The organism is Desulfovibrio sp. An276, assembly GCF_002159665.1.
In the GTDB taxonomy this organism is placed as follows: Bacteria; Desulfobacterota; Desulfovibrionia; order Desulfovibrionales; family Desulfovibrionaceae; genus Desulfovibrio; species Desulfovibrio faecigallinarum.
In genome coordinates this window covers 1-19,278 of record NZ_NFJC01000011.1, presented here as the reverse complement: position 1 = coordinate 19,278, position 19,278 = coordinate 1, and the positions used below count along the sequence as shown (strand labels likewise).

Below are 19,278 nucleotides of genomic sequence, written 5' to 3'. Positions count from 1 at the left end.
TAAAGGACAGGCGATGGCGTTCAGCAGGCTTCGATGACTTCGACCTGGCAGCTTTTCATGGTGGCAAGGGCAGCCCTGTGCAGCTCGGGTGTCGAGCCTGCGCACAGGCTGGCGTTTACGACAACGCGCGCCTGGGGGGCAAAGCTTCGCGCAAGCAGGGCGTTGCTGACAACGCAGATGTCCGTACACAGGCCGACAAATTCCACGCTTGCGACCTCGCCCCTGGAAGCCGCCTCGCCAAGCGCCCTTGCAAGGGCTGCGCTGCCAAAGGTTTCCTTGTCAAAGACCCTGAAGTCACGCGCAGCTCGCAGGGCCTCGAGTTCTGGCACGAACTGCCAACCCTCGCTTCCCTCCACGCAGTGCACCACGGGAAGAAGCTGTCCCTCCCTGGTGGAAAGATAGTCCGCGTAGTGCGTGTCGCGGGTGAGAAAAACCGTGCCTGAAAAATCCCGTGCTCTGGCAACGATCCCGGGCACAATGGCCCTGGCCTCGCTGCTTCCCAAAGCTCCGGTGACAAAGTCGTTTTGCACATCCACCACGACAAGATAGTTTTGCGCCATTTGAAAAATTCCTGAAAGAAAGCCGGGCAAGGCTAAAGCTCCCGGAAGGGGACAGGCTGCCCGGGCCAAGGTACAATGAATTCGGAGTATACTAGTTCTTCTCTTGGCTTCTTGGCAAGGGGGCAGAAAAAAAAGAAGTAAAATCGGTAGGGTGAAGTATCCGATTTTGCGGAAAAAAACACTTTTGCAAAAGGAAAGGCCCCTCGCGGGACAAAAAGCGCGCGAAGGGCCCTATGATGATTCAGAGGCAGAAAGAACTAGCAGATGACGTTTTGCTGCTTGCCTTCGAGCCAGGAGAAGAGGTTATCAAAAACGATGTCGCAGCGGGCTTCCATGGACTCCACGCTTGCAAAGGCCATGTGCGGGGTCACGATGCAGTTGGGAGCCTTGAGCAGCACGTGGTCTGTGGGCAGCGGGGGCTCGATGTCGAAGACGTCGAGGGCAGCGCCTGCGATGACGCCATCCTCCAGGGCCTTCGCCAGAGCCTCGCCATCCACGACCGGTCCTCTGGCCGTGTTGATGAGGTAGGCGGTCTTCTTCATGAGCTTCAGGGCATCGGCGTTGATGAGGTTGCGCGTGCCGTCGTTCAGGGGGCAGTGCAGGGACACGATGTCGGATTCCTTAAGAAGCTCTTCGAGGCTCACCTGCCTGTCGAAGACGGGATCGGTCACCTTGGAGCGATTGTAGGCCAGAAGCCTGCAGCCGAAGGCCTTGCACAGGGCAGCGGTCTTCTTGCCGATGTGGCCGGCACCTACGATGCCCACGGTCTTGCCCTGAAGAAGTCTTCCGGGAAGCTTGGTGCCGCCCTGACGCACGCTCTTTTCCTGGCCGGGAACGTTGCGCAGAAGATCGATCATGAAGCCTATGGCAAGCTCTGCCACGCCGGTGTCCGCGTAGCCGGAGGCGTTGCTCACGGCAATGCCGCGGGCCTTGGCCTCGGCCACGGGAATGTGGTCAACACCAGTGAAGGCAACATCTATGAACTTCAGGTTGGGGCACTCTTCCACTACTTTCTTGGCCAGGGGCATGTTGGCGATCATGATCACGTCCGCGTCCTTCGCTTCTTCAAGCTGAACTTCCGGATCCGTGTTCTTGGCAAATTCCTGGAAGGTGTGGCCCATGCTCTCGAGTTTCTGCACCTTTGAGGCAACAAGGGCTGCGTCAACGCCAAGGCCTTCGAGCAAAACAATCTTCACTGTTATATCCCCCTGGATACTTTGAGGTGAAAGGAAGGAAAAGTACATCCGTGCTGCTTCCGGCTTCTCCATTGTCAGGGTGATCTTGCGGAAGAGTTTCTGCAAGGCCCGGGGCAGGTAGAAGCGAGGCAGGCACAATATACCTACAAAAAAAGCCTGCACAATAGCTTGTACAGGCCTTATTTGAAAAATGGTGGGCCATCGGAGACTCGAACTCCAAACCAATTGATTAAGAGTCAACTGCTCTACCAATTGAGCTAATGGCCCGTGAAGTGAAAATGTGTCTACGCTTGAAGCCCCGTCTTGTCAACAACTTTTTTGCAAAAAGAAACATTTCCTGCAAAAGAAGTTCTGCCACCCCAAAAGAACAGCCCAAAAGAGCGGGGAAATCCGATACCCTGGCCTCACATTCCCAGATATTCCAGCACTGTCCAGACAGCCTCGGACATAGCCCTTTCCTGGCGGGCAACGCGCCCTGCCTGATCCTCTTTCTCCACGTTTTGGGTGTTTTTCGTGAAGATCACAAGAAGACACTCCCTTCCGTTTGGGTATCGCACAAGGGCAAGGTCGTGCACGTTGCCAAAGCCCGTGCCAGTCTTGTGGAAGAGGGTAGCCCCCTTTGGCAGGGAAGCCTGGATGCGACCAGTCCCTGTCCTTGTTTTGCCTGCGAGCTGCAGGAGAAGATTGCGCGAAAAATCCGGATAGGATCTATCAAACAACAGGGTGCGCATGGCCTGCAAAAAGCCTGCGGCTGTTGCGGTGTTGGCCTGGGGCAAACGATTTTCCCCGCGGTTTGCAAGCTCTGTCCCTGTGTAGTTGAGCCTGGGCTCGTAGTCGCACAAGAGAAAGTCCCTGTCCCCGAGGGCACGCATGCATTTTGTCATGGCAAAAGGCCCCCCAAGAAGGCGCAAGAGAAGGTTGGCAGCAGTATTGTCGCTCAAGGTCATGGCTGCCTCGCACAAAGCGATCACACTCATGCCTTCCCCTCCTCTGCCCCTGGTTGCGGGAGACCACTCCTGCTCTTCGTTCTCCTTCCAGAAAAGCCTTTTCCCAACAAGGCTTCTGTCCGCATCTGCCTTTCTCAAGACCTCTGCCACAAGGAAGAACTTGAAGGTGCTGCAAAAGGCAAAGCGATTGTCTGCACGATAGAGGACCTTTTGTCCGCCCTGCACATCAAGGGCAGCCAGAGAGATGTCGCAGGCGAACCTGCGCTCCAGGTCGGCAAGAGTTGGGGCAATTTCGGAACAATGGGCCCCCTTTGCCGGGCAGGCTGTCCCAAGAAGAACACAAAGGAGAGGAAACAGGAACAAAAAGACGCGCGAAATGGGGGGCATGCATGTCTCCCGGGGTAATGACGCAGGAAAAGCCGCCCGGGGCCACTTGGGCACGAGGGCGGCTTTGAAATTCAAGAGGATGCTGCTTCGAGCAGACTATTCCTTGAAGGCCTTCTCAAAGTTGGGCACAACCTGCTTCTTGCGGCTCATGACGCCGTCCAGCCACACATGGGTGCCTTCTGGGGCCTTGCCGAAAGCCTTCTCGACGATGGCGGGATCGTCGGAGGCGATGAGCATGTCGGAGCCTTCTTTCATGATGTCGGTGAGGAGCAGGAACACGCTGTGGCGACCCTCGCCCTTGATCTTCTCGATCTCGGCCTGCAGACCATCGCGGTACTTGTCGAGCATGGACAGATCAACAACTTCCAGCTGGCCGATGCCAACCTTGTTGCCGTTCATGTTGAAGTCCTTGTAGTCGCGATGGACCAGCTCGTCCATGGTGGCGCCTTCGAGAGCGCTCTTCACCTTGAACATCTCGAGGCCCAGGGCCTTCACATCGTCAACACCGGCAATCTTGGCGAGATCGGCCACGGCCTTCTTGTCTTCCTCGGTGCAGGTGACGGACTTGAAGATAACGGTGTCGGAGAGGATGGCGCAGAGCATGCCGCCGGCGATGGAAGCAGGAATTTCCACGCCGTAGAAGTCGTACATGTTCTTGATCACAGTACAGGAGCAGCCCACGGGCCAGATCCAGCACAGAAGGGGGCTGGAGGTGGTGATGTCACCCAGCTTGTGGTGGTCGGCAATGCCGAGCACGTTGGCCTGGTCGATGCCCTTGGGGGCCTGGGCGAGGTCGGAGAAGTCAACGAGATAGATGTCCTGGCCGGCGACGTCGTCCACCACTTCGGGAGCGGTGAGGCCGAACTTCTGCAGCACGAATTCGCTTTCGGGGGTGGGTTTGCCCTGGGCAGCGGCCTTCACGTCCAGACCGCGTTTCTTGTACAGGTCGGCAACTGCAATGGCAGCCATGATGCTGTCCGTATCGGGATTCATATGACCAAGAACAAGAGCAGACATACTATCATTCCTCCAGGAATAGGATTTTGTGTTCCCTTGGGGCACGCGCTGGCGGCCCGGGAGCATTTTTTGCAATTTTGGGCAGAAAATTTTCTGCAAACCGGTCTCACCAAAAGACCTTGTTCGGGATAGCACAAGCAACAAGTTTTGCCAAGTCCCCCCTGACAACTTTTTGCGCCGGGATTGCCCACACTTTCCGAAACAGGGCGCGACAACAACCCTTCCCAGGCAGAAAAACCTCTTGAAATCACCAATCTTTTCTCAACACTCTGCTCATTGCACCTGTCCTTTTGCTGCCCCACAAAAGGCAGGATTTCACATGCGCATTTTTTCTCAAGGGCTTCAAGAGAGCGCATTGCGGGCCTAGGGCTTTTCCTTTTTGCCCTTCTCGTCAGAGAGGGGATGGGCCGCATCGTAGGTCGCGACAAGGTGGCCAAGGCTCACCTGGGTGTAGCGCTGGGTGGTTGAAAGACGCCTGTGCCCCAGAAGTTCCTGTACGGCACGCAAATCCGCACCTGCAGCCAGAAGGTGGGTTGCAAAGGAGTGGCGCAAAACGTGCGGAGACACAGTGCGGGACAGCCCTGCCCGCTCGCACAGGCTCTCGATGATGCGCCTGGCTTCCCTGCGGTCGAGGCGCTTGCCGCGAGCCCCTGTGAAGAGCGCAGGCTCACCCTCCAGGGCCACGAGAGGGCGCACCATCAGCCAGGCCTCAAGGGCTACGATACAGGTGTCCGAAAGCGGCGCCAGACGCTCGCGACTGCCCTTGCCCATGACACGCACATAGCCGGCCCTGGGGCTTGTCTCGCGAGCGTTTAGGGAAAGCGCCTCGGAGATGCGCAAACCGGAACCGTAGAGAAGTTCCGCAAGGGCCAGATCCCTGCGCTCAAGAGCCCTGGCCTTTGCCTCATCCGTCCCCCTGGCTCTTGGCTTGGGTGTTTCTGCTGCCCTGTCAAGCAAGTCGCAGGCTTCGTCCACGTTGAGGGCCTCGGGTGTACGCTGCTCCTGCTTTGGATTGCGTATCTGTATGACAGCAAGGGAGGAAATTTCCCCCCTCTCGTTAAGAAAGCGGAAAAAGCCCCGTGCGGAGGAAAGGCGCCGCGCCATGGAGGAGCGGGCAAGACCCTTGCGAAAGAGCGAGGCAAGCCAGGCCTGCAGATCGCCGCGCCCAATGTCCCCTGGTCTTTCCAGGGAGAGTCCCAGGGATTCAAGGAATGCTTCAAGATCTTGAAGGTCGTTTCTGTAGGAGGCAATTGTCGCAGGCGAAGCGTTCTTCGCTGCGCGAAGGTCCTCAAGATAGGCAGCAACAGCAGAAATTTCCCCTCTTTTTTGTGGCAGCTCCCCTAGGGTTTCCCCCCTTTGCGCGATACCTTCCTGTCCACCCTTCCCTTCGTTTGTGTCTTGCCCCTTTTTTCTTCCCCAGAGCATGCTTTCTCTCCCAAAAAATCTTCAAGTTCTCCTTCAAGTTCTTGCAGACCTTCCCCGCACCCAAAAGCACATACCGGGCCATGCACCCGGCTCAAAGGCCCGGGCCAAAAGAGAACACTTGCCTTGCCCTGCCTTTTGGGGCAAAAAGGCCCCTGCGGCAAACACTCCCCAAATGCCCCTTGTTTGCTGAAAATGCAAGGATTGAGAATTCTATGGACAAATTTGAGATACTCTTCGGCTCAAACCCCGTCCTGCAGGTGCTTGTGCCCTTCATAACAGTGGCGCTCCCCATGCTCTTTCTGTTCGCCTACGCGACCTTCGGCTTCATGGTGGGCTCGCTCGAAATCAAGGGCGCGCGCAGCGGCAGAGCCCTGTTCGACAGGGCTGCAAAACAGCTCGCCACGGCAGGCCTTGTCCTTGGCTGGACACTGCTCATCGGCAGCCGCGTCTGGCTCTTCGTCCAGTCCGAGGGCTATGTTCCCCAGTCCTTTCTTGCAGTGGTGGTCGAACTGAGCTGGGGTGTGTTCGGCTTTGCAGTCATTGCCTCGAGCATACATTTTGCCGTGTGGAAGCCCCTTGCGAACCACAAGATAGGGCACGCCTTCCTGGCCTATTTTTCCGGCATCAACGGCCTTTTCGCCCTCTTTGCCCTCATGGGCGCAATCCGCCTCATGGCAGCTGCAGAGCTTCCCAACGCGGCCCAGCTCTCCTTAAACGACATCTACAACTTCTCCCAGGTGCCTTCGCCGCAGATAGCCGCCCTTGCGCTCATCCTGCCCCTGGGGCTTGCCGTGCCGCCGCTTGCAGCCATCTGCTGGATTTTCGTGCGCCGCCAGAAGGAAGACTACGGCCGTGACTACTACAACGCACTGGTCAAGTGGTGCGCCTCTTGGGGCCTTGTCTTCTGGCCCCTGGTAACACTTGTGCTTGCCGGAACTGCCTGGATGGACATCCGTCCTCTCCTTGGAGCTGCGACACCCGTGGCCCCCATGGCCCTTGTCGAGCCCACAGTGCGCGTCCTTTTGCCCCTCGTTATCTGCCTTGTCCTTTGGCTGACCAAGAGGGCTGAGCTTCCCATGCGCATGAAGCCCTACCTTATCGTCTGCTTCTTCCTGGCCCTGGGCGCATCACACTACCTCTATACCTGTGCGACAGGCTTCGTTTTCTAGCTATTCCAGATACAGGACATGCTCAAGGCCCCGCCTTTCCCACAAGGGACAGGCGGGGCCTTTTCTCTTGCTCAAAGTCAGATGTTGTGTACACCCCAGTTGGGTCAAAGGAAAAAATTCGGCTTTGTTTACAAAAAACGGGCGTTTTTTGTAAACAAACTTCGTTGTCCCAACTGGCGTGTACACAAAAGTATGCGGCACGTGCAGGGCGGAGGCCTGCGAACGAAAGGCAGCCTCCAACAACCGATCGATCTTCACAAAAGTGTCACGCGAGACAACACATTTGCCACGGGAAATACCGGGAATTGTGAAGCTTGCGCCATCAGTCTGTCGCTTGCGCCCAGGAGTATGCGGACCGTCAGAAAACCATCAGACATACGGTCAGCATGAGGAGGACGTCATGTCGCAGCAGGTCTCTGCCCTTCCCCTTTCCCTGTCCCTTGAGGGTGGTCAGCGCCTTGTGGCTGCCCTGTTCGAGGCAAGCAATGTCTCCCTGCCGGCGCCGGTTGCCCAGCTTGCTTCAGGGCTGCTCGGCCTGAATGCCCTGGGCGAGATATACTGCCAGGTTCAGGACAGCCTGAGAGCAGAGGAACTGGCCCAAAGGACACTCCAGGCCCTGGACATCACAGTCGAGGCCGACTTCTCCGCCATCCCCAAGGAAGGCCCCCTGCTCCTTGTCTCCAACCACCCCTTTGGCATGCTGGAAGGCCTGGTCCTCATGGCGCATCTTGCAAAAGCGCGCCCCGATGTGCGCATCCTTGCCAACAACATTCTGGACCGCATGGCCTCCCTTGCGGAGCTTAAGGTGCTTGCAGAGCGCCTTGTGCCCATCGACGTTGCCGAAGGCGCAGGTGCTGCCAACAATCTCCCCGGCCTGCGCGCCTCGCTGCGCCACCTTGAAAAGGGCGGGGCAGTCGTTGTCTTTCCTGCAGGGACTGTCTCCCACTGGCAAAGGGGGCAGGGGGTATGCGATCCCCGCTGGCACACCACAGCACTGCGCTTGAGCGAAAAAAGCAAGGCGCAGGTTGTGCCCATTTTCTTTGAGGGCAGAAACTCCCTTGCCTTCAATCTGGCTGGCCTTGTGAACCCTGCCCTTCGCACATTCCTTCTCCCAAGACAGCTCCTGAACAAGAGGGGCTCGACAGTCACGGTGCGTACGGGAAGCCCCATGGACGCCGAGACCCTGGCCTTCCTGCCCTCGCAGAGGCTGCGCAACGCCTGTCTGCGCATGAGCTGCTACGCCCTGAAGGATAACGTTCAGGGAGGCAAGACAAGGACATACGAAAAGCCCATAGCTCCCCACGCCGAATCTGCCGCAGTGGAACGGGCCCTGAAGGCCCTGCCTGAATCGAGCCTTCTCGCAAGCCAGGGCGACTACGCGGTCCATGTCTTCAAGGGAAGCGAGCAGGAATTTCTGCTTTCGGAAATAGGCATAGCCCGCGAGGAGACCTTCAGACCCTGCGACGAGGGGAGCGGAAAGGAGCGCGACCTCGACGAATATGATCCCCACTACTACCACCTGCTGCTCTGGAACTCAAAGGACAGGGCCATTGCAGGCGCCTACCGTCTGGGGAAAGTCGGGGAAATCCTTGAAACGCAGGGCGTGCAGGGCCTCTACAGCTCAACCCTCTTCCAGATGGACGAGAACTTTCTCGCAACCTGTGGCAGGGAAGGGCTTGAACTTGGCAGGGCACTTGTCACAGCCCCCTACCAGCGCGACTTCTACCCCCTGCTCCTTTTGTGGAAGGGCATAGCCACCTTCATCTACAGGCACAACCTGCGCCACCTCTTCGGCCCAGCCAGCCTGAGCCTTGCGGCATCAAATGCAAGCCTTGAGCTTGTCACCACCCTGCTCGCAAGCCAGTACGCATCCGAAAGCCTTGAAGGCCACATCCAGGGCCGCAACACCCCCTCCTTCGGCAAGCCGGACAGGGCAAGGGCCATGATTCTTGCTGCCATAGAGCGAGGGGAAATAGACTTCCGCTGCGTGGACAGGATAGTACGCGGCCTGGACATGGGCCGCGGCATCCCGGTGCTCTTCAGGCACTACCTGCAGCTCAACGGAAAGATAGCGGCCTTCCACGAGGACAAGGACTTCAACTCCCTCGACGCCTTCCTCTTCGTGGATCTGCCGAAGGCCCCCAGGGCAAAGCTTCGCCGCTACATGGGCGATGAGGCAGCAAAGGACTACCTCGCACGCATGGCTGCCTGAGAGAAACTTCCTCTGGCCAGGGGCCGGACCTTCCCGAGGACAAGCCGGGGAAGATCCGGCCCTTTTTTTCGCCCCGGTACAGGGCGTTGTCGGTCACAGGATCTTCACCTCTTCTTCATCCCTTCTCCATCTCTTCTCAACCTGTCCGCAAAGAGTGACCGCTATTTTGCACACAAGACAAAAGGAACCTGTCATCCTGGGGGAAAATGCTTGCCCCCATACCAAGCTTGAGCTGCAGGAGGCACTGCCGTGGATTGCTACCGCTCGGTCTTTCTCTCCGATCTGCACCTGGGTTCCCCCTGGTGCAGGGCCAGGAATCTCTTGAATTTCCTGGAAAACGTGACCTTCGAGAAACTCTATCTGGCAGGAGATGTCCTGGACAACTGGCACCTTCGCCGCGGCCACAGGCTGAGCAGAAACCAGCTTCTGGTCTGGGAGAGGCTTTTAGAAATCTCAAGGACCAGGGACGTCTACTACCTTGTCGGCAACCACGACGCCTTCCTGGACGAGGGTCAGCCCTACTACGCGGTCTTTCGCCAGGCCTTTGCCGGCATGCATGTCTGCAGGCGCGCCATCCACACTGCAGCCAACGGCAAGCGCTACCTCGTAGAGCACGGCGACGCCTACGACGCTGCCCTCAAATCCCGCACCCTCACCTGTGCAGCTACCCTGTGCTACGAGGTCGGCCGCAATATCCTGAGCCGCATCAGCGCAGCCACCTCGGGGCGTATCTTAAGCCCAGCCCGCACCGAAGCCAGGGTGTTGCGCTGGCAGACATGGTTCACGGACTTTTTGAGCGATTCCCGCAACGCCATCCTTGCCGAGGCCAGGCGCCTTGGGCTCGACGGCGCCATCTGCGGACACACCCACCTGGCTTCCCTGCAGGAATGCGACGGCATGCTCTACGCCAACTGCGGCTACTGGACAGGGCCCTGCCACGCCCTGCTTGAGACCATGGATGGGTCCTTCCAGCTGAGACTCTGGGGGCAGGCCTGGGAGCAGGCAGACAAGGCCCTCGAAGCCGGCCAGGCAAGCCTGCAAAACGCCTCCTCCCTGGTTGCCCAGATAGGCGCGCAACTAGGTGCACAGATTGGTTCGCAGATAGGCTCGCAGGTCGAGGCGCATGTTGAGGCCCGCAAGGAAAAGGCTGCCCAGCCCTGTCCCAGGGAGGCCTAGCAAAGAGCAATGGACAGAGTTCTCATCCTCCACGCCTCGGCCGGAAGCGGCCACCGCTCTGTGGCAAGGGCCATAGCAGATGCCATGCCCGATACGGCACAGGCCCTTGTCGCGGACATCCTGAGCTTTGGCTCCCCTCTTTTTCGCACACTCTACGGCAGAGGCTACGAGTTCAGCGCCAAGTACATGCGCTGGTTCGTGCACATGGTCTTTGCCCTCACGGATCACCCCTGCACCCAAAGCCGTCTTGTCAACTTCAGCGAGGAAGCGACCTGTGCTGCCGTGCAGGAAGTGTTCTCCCTTGTGCGGGACAACGGGGTAAACACAGTCCTTTGCACCCACTTTCTGCCTGTTGCCCTCATGTGCAGGCTGCGCAGAAAGAGCCTCTACCACGGCAGTATCCATGTGTGCGTGACCGACTACGACGTGCACGGCTTCTGGTTCGACCCGGACGTGGATCTCTACCATGTGGCCTCGCAAAGGGCTGTGGAAAAACTGGCATCCCTTGGCGTGGAAAGAAGCAGGATACATTTGAGCGGCATACCCGTGCGCAGGGATTTTTGCGCTGAAAAAAGAGGCAATTGCCAGGCAGACGCAGAAAGGACAGACAAGAAGGGCACACTCTCGGTGCTCTTCATGGCAAGCTCCCTGCGCCATGGGGAGTGCCTGAACATGCTTTCCGAGATGGACCAGTGCGGAGTCTCCTGCACGGTGCACCTTGTGACAGGCAGAAACACAGGTCTTTGCAGGCAGCTTGAGCGCAATCCCCCGAAGGCACAAAACATCACTCTCGTTCCCCACGGGTTTGTGCGGGATGTGGCAGCCCTCATGCGGGCCTGCGACCTCATGATCACAAAGCCCGGCGGCATCACAGTGACCGAGGGCCTTGTGCAGCATATTCCCATGCTTTTTGTGGCTCCCATCCCCCTGCACGAGGTGCAAAACGCTCGCATTCTCGAAGAGGCAGGGGCAGGCCTTGCCTGCTTTGCGAAGGGAAGCCTTGGCAGCAGTCTGCACGCGCTTGCCTGCGAGCCATCGCGCCTTGAACGCATGCGCATGGCCTGCAAAAACCTTGCAAGGCCCAATGCCGCAAGGGACATAGGCGAGCTTGCGGTGCGCGCAACCAAAAGTCCCATGGCAAGCTGCGCAAAGGCTTCTCCCTTTGCCAGGGTCCTGCGCATGGGCTGAAGCCTTTTCCCTTCCCCCAAAACGAGAAGGCCCGATCCGGCCCACACTGGGCCGAATCGGGCCTTTTCGACTTTGGTTGCGGCGCAACTACTTGGGCAGGACAGCGCCCTTGTAGGTCTTGATCATGTAGTCCTTCACAGCATCGCTCTTGAGGGCCTTGGCAAGGGCCACCAGTTCGGGACGCTGCTCGTCGCCCTTGCGCACCACAAGGACGTTGGCATAGGCATTGGCAGCCTCGGAATCGGAAGCTTCCACAGCCAGGGCGTCGGCAGCGTTCAGGCCGCCGAGCAGGGCGTAGTTGCCGTTGATGGTGGCAATGTCCACGTCAGGCAGGGAGCGCACAAGCTGGGCAGCCTCGAGCTCCTCGATCTTGAGCTTCAGGGGATTTTCCACGATGTCGAGCCTGGTCGCGGAGAGGCTGGTGTTCTTCAGCTTGATAAGGCCGTTTGCCTGGAGCAGGAGCAGGCCGCGGGCCTCGTTGGTGGTGTCGTTGGGAACAGAGACAATGGCACCCTTCTTGAGGTCCTTCAGGGACTTGGTGCGGCCGGCGTAGATGCCGAAGGGCTCGTAGTGCACGAAGGCAATGGGCACAAGGTGCGTGCCCTTCTGGGCGTTGAAGTCGTCGAGGTAGGGCTTGTGCTGGAAGTAGTTGGCGTCAAGCTCGCCGCTTTCCAGGGCCACGTTGGGCTGCACGTAGTCCGCGTATTCGACGATTTCCAGGGTATAGCCCTGCTCTTTCAGGATAGGCTCGCAGGCGCGCAGGATTTCGGCATGGGGCGTAGGCGAGGCGCCGACGCGTATGGTTTTGTCTGCAGCTTCGGCAGAGGTACCCACAGCCAGGCCAAGGCACAGGGCGGCAAGGGCAAAGAGAAGTTTGCGCATGATGTTTCCCCCTAAGGAAAGGGGCGCGTGGGCGCCCGGTATATGTCCCCCCAAGGGCCCGAGCCTCGGGCTCTGCAAGGGGTGTTTGATGTCGTTTGGGATTCGCAGGATTAGCCGTTCCTCTTGTCCGACTTGCGTGTTGCCCAGTCGCCAAAGCTTTGCAGAAGCTGGACTACGATGATGAGCAAAACGACTGTCGCGAACATGATGTCCGTCTGGTAGCGGTTGTAGCCGTACATGATGGCGAGCTTGCCAAGACCGCCGCCGCCAACAGCGCCGGACATGGCGGAATAGCCGAGGATGGTGGTGGCCGCAATGGCCGAGCCGTTCACAAGGCTTGGCCTGGCCTCGGGGATGTAGACCTTGTACATGATCTGCCAGGTGCTGGCGCCCATGGACTGGGCAGCCTCGATGACGCCCTTGTCCACCTCAAGCAGGGACTGCTCAATGAGCCTTGCCACAAAGGGTGCTGCGGCAATGACCAGGGGCACGACTGTGGCGTTGTTGCCTATGGTTGTGCCCACAAGGAAGCGAGTGAAGGGTATCACGGCAATCATGAGGATGAGGAAGGGAAAGGATCTTGTCAGATTCACCACCACGTCGAGGACGCGGTAGACCACGGGCATGGGGTGGATGCCGTCCCCGCGGGTGATGACCAGTACCATGGCCATGATCATGCCGAAGACATAGGAAAAGAAGGTGGAGACCAGGGTCATGTAGAGCGTGTCCAGGGTCCCTTCCCACAAGAGATCCACAAGCGCCTCGTTAAACACGGGTGAATTCCTCCATGTAGATCAGGTTTTCTGCAGCGTAGTCCAGGATCTTCTGTCTGGCTTCGGGATCCTCGGGCAGTTTCAGCACCATCTGGCCAAAGGCAAGGCCGCCAATGTCCCTGGTGCTCGCGTACATGACGTTGACTGGCTGGCCGCAGGCAAGGACAAGGTTCGCAAGGACAGGCTCGTAGCTCGACTGGCCATCGAAGATGAGGCGGTAGAGGCGATCTTCGGTCATCTTGTCCGGATGCAGAGCCTCGGGCACAACCAGTCTGCGGGCAATGTCCGACTGGGGATGGAAGAAGACCTGGTTGACGCGCCCTGTCTCGGCGATAACACCCTTGCTGATGATGGCGACCTTGTGACAGATCTTTTCGATGACATCCATTTCGTGGGTGATGACCACGGCCGTAATGCCCATGTCGCGGTTGATCTGGCGGATGAGGTTCAGGATGGAGTCCGTTGTCTCGGGGTCAAGGGCTGAGGTTGCCTCGTCGCACAAGAGGGCCTTGGGATTTGGGGCAAGGGCGCGGGCAATGGCTACGCGCTGCTTCTGGCCGCCCGAGAGCTGGGCAGGATAGGCATTGGCCCTGTTGGCTAGGCCCACGAGCTCCAGCATTTCAAGGCCGCGCTTTTTGGCAGCGTCGCGCTTCATGCCGGCAAGCTCCAGGGGAAAGGTCACGTTGTCCAGGGCAGTGCGCTGCATGAGCAGATTGAACTGCTGGAAGATCATGCCCATGGATCTGCGCACAATGTTGAGCTCGCTCTTGGAAAGTTTTGTCACGTCCCGGCCTTCGAAGAGGACGCGGCCTTCCGTTGGGGGCTCCAGCATGTTGATGCAGCGAACAAGCGTGCTCTTGCCGGCACCGCTGCGGCCAATGATGCCGTAGATCTCCCCCCGCTCAATAGTCAGATTGATATCGCGCAGGGCATGCACCTCTGTCTTGCCCTGCATGAACTTCTTGCCCAGATTCTCGATGACAATGATGGGAGAAGTGGATGTGTTGTCTTTCGTCTGTTCGCTCATGCCGAAAATTGACTCCGTCGCCTCCCGGATCTTTGCCCGCAAGGCGCAAGTGAAAGGAAGTATCGTGCGCCCCGGAAAGCCTGGCTTGGCCGTGAGCGGCACGTTTGTATCCCGCAGGCCCTCAAAAAAGCCTGCAAAACGAGTTTATCCTTGTACCATGGACAGGCGAGGGAAACAAGGGCGGAAAAAAGGCGCGAAATCTGACGGAGTACGAGAGGCGAATCTGGAGCGTCTCTTTTTTTTGCCCTGAGCACACCACGAGCAATTTGGGAGAAAAAACTCCAGTTGCGCATACAACCACTAGACCGCAAACAGAGCCCCAAAGGACAGGCAAAATCCCCAAAAGTCCCTGTCCCGCAAAAGCCGGAAAGCAGGGAAAGGTCGGTCATTCTCAATTGGTAGACTCCCCGGTTTCAGCAAGACTTCCTCTTTGCAAATCAGACGCCAATAGGGCATACTTCGCCCCGGTCCCCTTAACATCTCCCGAGTTTCGGGGCATGAAGGGACCAGGATTTTCAGACAAGGAGAAGGCATGCACGTCCCAAGCTACCCCATATTTTTGAGCCTTGAGGAGCAGCATATCCTCATCGCCGGTTTTGGCCGGGTGGGCATGCGCAAGCTCGCCATGCTTCTTCCCTGCAGGCCAGGCCACGTACACATCGTGGATCCCTTCCCTCCGTCCGCGGAAGGGAAACGGCTTCTCGAAAGGGCAAGGCAGGAGCATGTCTCCTGTTCCTTCAGCCAGAGAAACCCTCACGATGCGGATTTGGATGGCATGAATCTTGTCTTCCTTGCGGGAAGCGATCATGAGCTCAACGCACACCTGGCAAGCCTTTGCCGCGAGCGCCACATCCTGTGCAACTGCGCGGACAACCCGTCGCTCGGATCCTTCCATGTTCCTGCAGTTGCGCGCACGCCCTCCCTTGCAGCAGCCCTTTCCACGGAAAGGGCAAGCCCTGCTCTTGCACGGCGCTGGAAGGAGGAGCTTTGCGCCTTTCTTGAGCCAAAGGAAGCCATGGCACAGCTCATGGGCGACCTTCGCCCCCTGATCCTTGCCCAAAACCTTCCCTCCGACCAGAATGCCAAGCTTTTCCGCGCCCTCGCTGCAAGCGGCCTCGAGCAGGCCCTTGCCAGCAATGACACAGGGAAGGCAGGCCACATTCTTGTCTCCCTCCTGCCCCCCTCTCTTCATGAGCGGGCCCTTGCCCTTGTAGATTCCACCGGCCCGGGGCAGCCTGAAAGTCACAATCAGGATGCATAGCCCAACGAGGTTTCAATGCTTATCACACCCGAAATATCCACTCTCATGACACTTGTGCTCTACGCTTTTGCCGGCGTGGCAGGCCTTGTGGGCATGATGGTCAAGAACAGGACATTGCGCGCACTTGCTGCCAGCGTTGCGGCCTGCGGCTTCATTTTGCAGACAGTCATCCTGTTCATGGGCTTCCACACCCAGGCAGCTGGCGGACTCTCGGTCGGCGCCTATCTGCAGATGCTCGCCTGGTTTCTCATGCTCTGCGGTCTTGTGCTGTGGGTTGTGGTCCATCAGGAAATCCCCCTGCTCTTCGGCTCCCTCCTTGCCCTCATCCTCTTCGGCATCTCGGCAAGGCAGCTCGAGATGGTGGTGGCAGTACCAAAGGGCCTTGCCGCGCCCTTCTATGCCCTGCACGTGGGCGCGCTCTACATCTCCCTTGCGCTCATAGCCATCAGCTTTGTGTCAGGCCTGCTCTTCCTCTATCTCGACACGCGCCTGAAGAACAAAAGGCACTTGCCGCGCGTTCTCTCCGACATCCCGGCCCTCAACATTCTTGACTCCATCAACAACTGGGGCACACTGGCAGGCTTTCCGCTCTTCACCATTGGCATTGTCTGCGGGCTTTTCTACGCCAAGCCCGTCTACGGCAGCACCATGAACGGCGACCCCAAGGAAATCATCAGCATCCTCATCTGGGTGTGCTTTGCCTTCCTCTTCTACAAGAGAATCGCCCAGGGTTGGCGCGGGCGCAAGCCCGCAAGGCTCATGGTGGCCATCTTTGCCTTGAGCCTCTTCTCCATTGTTGTCGTCAACCTGTTCATGAACAGCCACCATGCCTTTGTGCGCATCTAGAGGGGGATACCGTGGATTGTGAAATTGTACTTGTTGGTCTGAACCACCGCACGGCCCAGGTGAATGTGCGCGAACGCTTTGCTCTCGTGAACCACACCTCTCCCGAGGAATGGGCACTGCCCCTGGGCGGCCCCATCCAGGAGGCGCTCATCCTCTCCACCTGCAACAGGGTGGAACTGCTCGCCATGGGCACAGGGGACGTCAGATCCCGCATGCTTGAGCTGTGGGCCAGCGCCAGGAACGCCTCCCCCAGGGATCTCGAGCCCTACGTCTACACCTACCACAACGACGATGCTGTGCGGCACCTCTTCTCGGTTGCCTCGAGCCTGGACTCCATGGTCCTTGGCGAGCCCCAGATCCTGGGCCAGCTCAAGGACGCCTACAGGAAGGCCGCAGCAAGCCACGCCACAGGTGTCATCCTGAACCACCTTCTGCACAAGGCCTTCAGCGTGGCAAAGCGCGTGCGCACGGAAACGGCAGTGGCCTCCTCTGCAGTGTCCATCAGCTACGCGGCAGTGGAGCTTGCAAAGCGCATCTTCGGCACCATGGAAAACCACAAGGCCATGCTGGTAGGCGCTGGCGAAATGGCAGAGCTTGCCGCAACCCACCTTGTGCAAAACGGCATCTCCGAAATCCTCGTGAGCAACAGGACCTATTCCAGGGCCGAGGATCTTGCCCGCTTCTACAACGGCAGGGCAGTGCCCTTCGAAAAGCTCTGCGAGGCCCTGCGCGAAGTGGACATTGTCATCACCTCCACGGGTGCTCCAGAGGCCATCATCCACGCAAACGACATAAAGGCAGTCCTGAAGGCCAGGCGCAACAGGCCCATGTTCTTCATCGACATCGCAGTGCCGAGGGACGTGGATCCGGATGTGAACAGCCTGGACAACATCTACCTCTACGACATCGACGATCTGAAGGAAGTTGTCGAGGAGAACCTGGCTGCCAGGCGCAGCGAGGCCATCAAGGCCCAGGCCATAGTGGAAGAGGAGATGCAGAACTTCCACTCCTGGGTGGAGAAATTGAGTGTTCAGCCCATCATCAAGCAGCTTGTGCACATAGGCCAGGAAACCATAGACGATGAGGTGGCGCGCACCATGCGCCGCCTTGGCACAGACGATGAGGCAGTGCGCGAGGCCCTTGAATGCATGGGCCAGGCCCTGGTCAAGAAATTTCTGCACGCGCCCATCTCCTACCTGAAGGAAGGGGACAGCGCCAATGCAAGCCGCAATATCCTAACCATACAGCAGGTCTTCAACCTCGACGGCCACAGCCAGAGCCGCTTTGCCCTCTCCCACCACGAACAGGCGGAGCAGGAGAAAAGGGCTCAGGCAGCTGTTCCCTCCTTCACCTGTCCCGGCGCTGCCAGGGCAGCTGCAAGGAACGCCGAGGTGACAAGGGATTTGGACGCAGCCATGGAAGAGGCGAAGAGCAGACAGTGCTCCGAGAACGACACAAGAAGCACAGACAGCAAGTCCTGTACGGACGGAGGAATGCCATGCGTGAGTACGTCATAAGCGAGTTGCGCGAAGGAGATGTCGCAAAACTTGAGCAGTATCTGGCAGACAGGGGCATGGGGGCAGGTATAGAGCATCTGTACTGGCTGCCCTGCCCGCTTCTTTCGCCTGTGCAGGAAAGGCACGCTGCCTGCGGCCCCCACGTGGCGGCCCTGGACGTGGACGGAACCACGCTGCGCATGGAACTTTTGGTGCGCGCACGCAACGCCCTGCGCTGCGAGTGCATAGCCATGGCGGACGCAAAACAGACGGCTGCGCTCATGCAAAGCCTGCACAACATCCTGCAGGAGCTCGATATTGCCTTCTAGCGCAGGGCAAAACCCGGGGGTGAACACACCCTCGGGCAGGGATTTGCCAGAGCATTTTCCCTCCCTGCACGAAGCTCCTTCCGCCTGTGCAAGGCTTGCACTTGCCTTGCAAAAGAGCCTTGAGGAACTGGGGGTACGGCGTGGGGAGAGGCTCCTTCTCGCAGTGTCCGGCGGAGCAGACTCTGTTGCCCTGGCTTCCTTGTGCGCACTTTTGCGGGAGCGCTTTCCCTTAAAGCTTGGCATGCTTGCCTGCGACCACGGCCTGCGCCCGGAAAGCGCTGCCGAGATTCGTTTTGTGCAGGCGCTGGGGGAGCTTTTGGACATCCCCTGCGAGACGTGCGCCCTGACGTTTCCAAAGGATGGCGCAGGCATCGAGGAGAGGGCACGCAAGGCGCGCTACGCGGCCCTTGAGGAAGCGCGAAAGAGAGTAAGTGCTCGCTACATGGTCCTTGCCCACCACGCAAAAGATCTTGCCGAGGACATTGTGATGCGCCTTTGTCGCGGCACAGGCTGGCCAGGGCTTGGCGGCATGGCGCAAAAAGATGAGGAGCGGCACATCCTGCGCCCACTGCTCTTTGTGGAGCCAGGGGAGCTGCGAAGCTTTTTGCTGGAACTTGGCATCCCCCACTGCGAGGATCCGAGCAATCAGGACACGCGCTATCTGCGCAACAGGGTACGCCACACGATCCTGCCCCTGCTTGAAAGGGAGAATCCGGGACTTCCAAAGTCCCTGCAAGGCCTTGCCCTGCTCGCAAGGGAGGATGCAGCGTTTTTTGAGGAGCAGCTTGCCCCTGTGCTTGCCCTGTGCAGGCTTGAGGAAAACTGCGGAACAGTGACCATGGCGCTGCCGGAAAAGGCAGTGAAGGGACTTGCCCCAAGCCTCAGCCTGCGCCTGTACTTGAAGCTTGTACACAGGATGAACAGGGAAGGTGTTGCCGGACAGGCGAGGTCCGGGACGCTCTTCGGGATAGATCAGGCCCTGCGAAAAGCCCAGAGGCCAAGGACGTTTCAGCTGCCGGGCGGAATTTCCCTGATCCTGACCGGGAAGGAAATTATTCTGCAGGGAAAAAAGAGCGGACAGGGGACACGCAAAACGGCCAGTGCCTGAACGCCCGGGTGCACCCAGACCAAAGTGCACCCAATCCAGGTGCATCCAAACAAGGTGCATCCCTGCACAGCCTGGACGAAAAAGTGGTTATTTCCATTTGGGAAATAACCACGCAACACGTTATCATCCCTGACAAAACAAAAGGCCTTCTTTGTGAAGCCATGCTGGCAACACAGAGGAAGGCCCTGCAACATCCAGAATCAGGTGCAGCCAAACGAGATGCATTCCGGCACAGCCTGGACGTAAAAGTGGTTATTTCCATTTTGGAAACAACCACAC

At 58.5% G+C, this 19,278-nt stretch carries 17 protein-coding genes, 1 tRNA gene and 1 pseudogene; 10 read left to right on the top strand and 9 right to left on the bottom strand.

The genetic code is table 11. The features are described from left to right. Positions 1–20 precede the first annotated feature (20 nt). The 6 genes from B5F76_RS06280 to B5F76_RS06255 all read right to left on the bottom strand — a co-directional run bounded on the left by B5F76_RS06280 (position 21) and on the right by B5F76_RS06255 (position 5,532). Complete coding sequence (locus B5F76_RS06280; protein ID WP_087352425.1) at positions 21–560, bottom strand: cysteine hydrolase family protein; 540 nt, start codon at positions 558–560, stop codon at positions 21–23. 257 nt (positions 561–817) lie between these two features. After that, positions 818–1,861 (bottom strand): NAD(P)-dependent oxidoreductase, encoded by a 1,044-nt coding sequence (locus B5F76_RS06275; RefSeq protein WP_204218343.1) that lies wholly within the window; start codon positions 1,859–1,861, stop codon positions 818–820. 86 nt (positions 1,862–1,947) lie between these two features. Beyond that, positions 1,948–2,023 (bottom strand) — tRNA-Lys (locus B5F76_RS06270). A gap of 137 nt (positions 2,024–2,160) precedes the next feature. Next, a complete protein-coding gene (locus B5F76_RS06265) occupies positions 2,161–3,090 on the bottom strand; it encodes a serine hydrolase (RefSeq protein ID WP_087352423.1) in 930 nt (309 codons plus the stop codon). Between the two features lie 96 nt (positions 3,091–3,186). Further along, positions 3,187–4,107 carry a manganese-dependent inorganic pyrophosphatase gene (locus B5F76_RS06260; protein WP_087352421.1) on the bottom strand — a complete coding sequence of 307 codons (921 nt, stop codon included), beginning with the start codon at positions 4,105–4,107 and terminating at the stop codon, positions 3,187–3,189. A 363-nt stretch (positions 4,108–4,470) separates the two neighbouring features. Then, positions 4,471–5,532: a tyrosine recombinase XerC gene (locus B5F76_RS06255; protein ID WP_087352419.1), complete on the bottom strand. Its 1,062-nt coding sequence runs from the start codon at positions 5,530–5,532 to the stop codon at positions 4,471–4,473. A gap of 212 nt (positions 5,533–5,744) precedes the next feature. On the opposite strand from B5F76_RS06255, the gene B5F76_RS06245 reads away from it, so the two are divergent. From B5F76_RS06245 to B5F76_RS06230, 4 genes are all read left to right on the top strand, one after another. Next, a complete protein-coding gene (locus tag B5F76_RS06245) occupies positions 5,745–6,701 on the top strand; it encodes a hypothetical protein (RefSeq protein ID WP_087352415.1) in 957 nt (318 codons plus the stop codon). Between the two features lie 400 nt (positions 6,702–7,101). Beyond that, complete coding sequence (locus B5F76_RS06240) at positions 7,102–8,913, top strand: lysophospholipid acyltransferase family protein (protein WP_087352413.1); 1,812 nt, start codon at positions 7,102–7,104, stop codon at positions 8,911–8,913. A gap of 249 nt (positions 8,914–9,162) precedes the next feature. Next, entirely contained in the window at positions 9,163–10,089 is a 927-nt protein-coding gene (locus tag B5F76_RS06235) for a UDP-2,3-diacylglucosamine diphosphatase (protein WP_087352411.1), read from the top strand. Positions 10,090–10,098: 9 nt separating this feature from the next. Next, positions 10,099–11,277: an MGDG synthase family glycosyltransferase gene (locus B5F76_RS06230; RefSeq protein WP_087352409.1), complete on the top strand. Its 1,179-nt coding sequence runs from the start codon at positions 10,099–10,101 to the stop codon at positions 11,275–11,277. Between the two features lie 87 nt (positions 11,278–11,364). On the opposite strand, the gene B5F76_RS06225 is transcribed toward B5F76_RS06230, so the two are convergent. The 3 genes from B5F76_RS06225 to B5F76_RS06215 form a co-directional block, all read right to left on the bottom strand. Continuing rightward, positions 11,365–12,159 carry a MetQ/NlpA family ABC transporter substrate-binding protein gene (locus tag B5F76_RS06225; protein WP_087352407.1) on the bottom strand — a complete coding sequence of 265 codons (795 nt, stop codon included), beginning with the start codon at positions 12,157–12,159 and terminating at the stop codon, positions 11,365–11,367. A 110-nt stretch (positions 12,160–12,269) separates the two neighbouring features. Further along, positions 12,270–12,932, bottom strand: coding sequence for a methionine ABC transporter permease (locus tag B5F76_RS06220; RefSeq protein WP_087352405.1), 663 nt, complete (start codon positions 12,930–12,932; stop codon positions 12,270–12,272). Then, positions 12,925–13,959 (bottom strand): methionine ABC transporter ATP-binding protein, encoded by a 1,035-nt coding sequence (locus B5F76_RS06215; protein ID WP_087352403.1) that lies wholly within the window; start codon positions 13,957–13,959, stop codon positions 12,925–12,927. The genes B5F76_RS06220 and B5F76_RS06215 overlap by 8 nt, the downstream gene beginning before the upstream one ends. Positions 13,960–14,491: 532 nt before the next feature. Between B5F76_RS06215 and B5F76_RS06205 the strand changes: the two genes are divergently transcribed. The 6 genes and pseudogenes from B5F76_RS06205 to B5F76_RS15110 all read left to right on the top strand — a co-directional run. After that, on the top strand, positions 14,492–15,220 hold the full coding sequence (locus B5F76_RS06205; protein WP_087352399.1) for a precorrin-2 dehydrogenase/sirohydrochlorin ferrochelatase family protein: 729 nt from the start codon (positions 14,492–14,494) through the stop codon (positions 15,218–15,220). Positions 15,221–15,235: 15 nt separating this feature from the next. Next, positions 15,236–16,066, top strand: a complete 831-nt coding sequence (locus tag B5F76_RS06200; protein WP_087352397.1) for a cytochrome C assembly family protein — start codon at positions 15,236–15,238, stop codon at positions 16,064–16,066. 11 nt (positions 16,067–16,077) lie between these two features. After that, positions 16,078–17,331 (top strand): annotated as a pseudogene (gene hemA / locus B5F76_RS06195) (glutamyl-tRNA reductase); the annotation flags it as partial. Positions 17,332–17,564: 233 nt separating this feature from the next. Next, positions 17,565–17,891 carry a hypothetical protein gene (locus B5F76_RS06190; RefSeq protein WP_087352393.1) on the top strand — a complete coding sequence of 109 codons (327 nt, stop codon included), beginning with the start codon at positions 17,565–17,567 and terminating at the stop codon, positions 17,889–17,891. Beyond that, complete coding sequence (gene tilS, locus B5F76_RS06185; protein ID WP_162608721.1) at positions 17,881–18,999, top strand: tRNA lysidine(34) synthetase TilS; 1,119 nt, start codon at positions 17,881–17,883, stop codon at positions 18,997–18,999. The genes B5F76_RS06190 and tilS overlap by 11 nt, the downstream gene beginning before the upstream one ends. An 83-nt stretch (positions 19,000–19,082) precedes the next feature. Continuing rightward, on the top strand, positions 19,083–19,278 hold a 196-nt coding region (locus B5F76_RS15110; RefSeq protein ID WP_204218342.1), incomplete at its 3' end, for a hypothetical protein.

Coding starts and splice junctions, on each gene's coding strand:
- B5F76_RS06225 (WP_087352407.1), bottom strand. CDS start 12,159: ATGCGCAAACTTCTCTTTGCCCTTGCCGCCCTGTGCCTTGGCCTGGCT.
- B5F76_RS06205 (WP_087352399.1), top strand. CDS start 14,492: ATGCACGTCCCAAGCTACCCCATATTTTTGAGCCTTGAGGAGCAGCAT.
- B5F76_RS06245 (WP_087352415.1), top strand. CDS start 5,745: ATGGACAAATTTGAGATACTCTTCGGCTCAAACCCCGTCCTGCAGGTG.
- B5F76_RS06265 (WP_087352423.1), bottom strand. CDS start 3,090: ATGCCCCCCATTTCGCGCGTCTTTTTGTTCCTGTTTCCTCTCCTTTGT.
- B5F76_RS06255 (WP_087352419.1), bottom strand. CDS start 5,532: ATGCTCTGGGGAAGAAAAAAGGGGCAAGACACAAACGAAGGGAAGGGT.
- B5F76_RS06215 (WP_087352403.1), bottom strand. CDS start 13,959: ATGAGCGAACAGACGAAAGACAACACATCCACTTCTCCCATCATTGTC.
- B5F76_RS06190 (WP_087352393.1), top strand. CDS start 17,565: ATGCGTGAGTACGTCATAAGCGAGTTGCGCGAAGGAGATGTCGCAAAA.
- B5F76_RS06230 (WP_087352409.1), top strand. CDS start 10,099: ATGGACAGAGTTCTCATCCTCCACGCCTCGGCCGGAAGCGGCCACCGC.
- B5F76_RS06260 (WP_087352421.1), bottom strand. CDS start 4,107: ATGTCTGCTCTTGTTCTTGGTCATATGAATCCCGATACGGACAGCATC.
- B5F76_RS06240 (WP_087352413.1), top strand. CDS start 7,102: ATGTCGCAGCAGGTCTCTGCCCTTCCCCTTTCCCTGTCCCTTGAGGGT.
- B5F76_RS06200 (WP_087352397.1), top strand. CDS start 15,236: ATGCTTATCACACCCGAAATATCCACTCTCATGACACTTGTGCTCTAC.
- B5F76_RS06280 (WP_087352425.1), bottom strand. CDS start 560: ATGGCGCAAAACTATCTTGTCGTGGTGGATGTGCAAAACGACTTTGTC.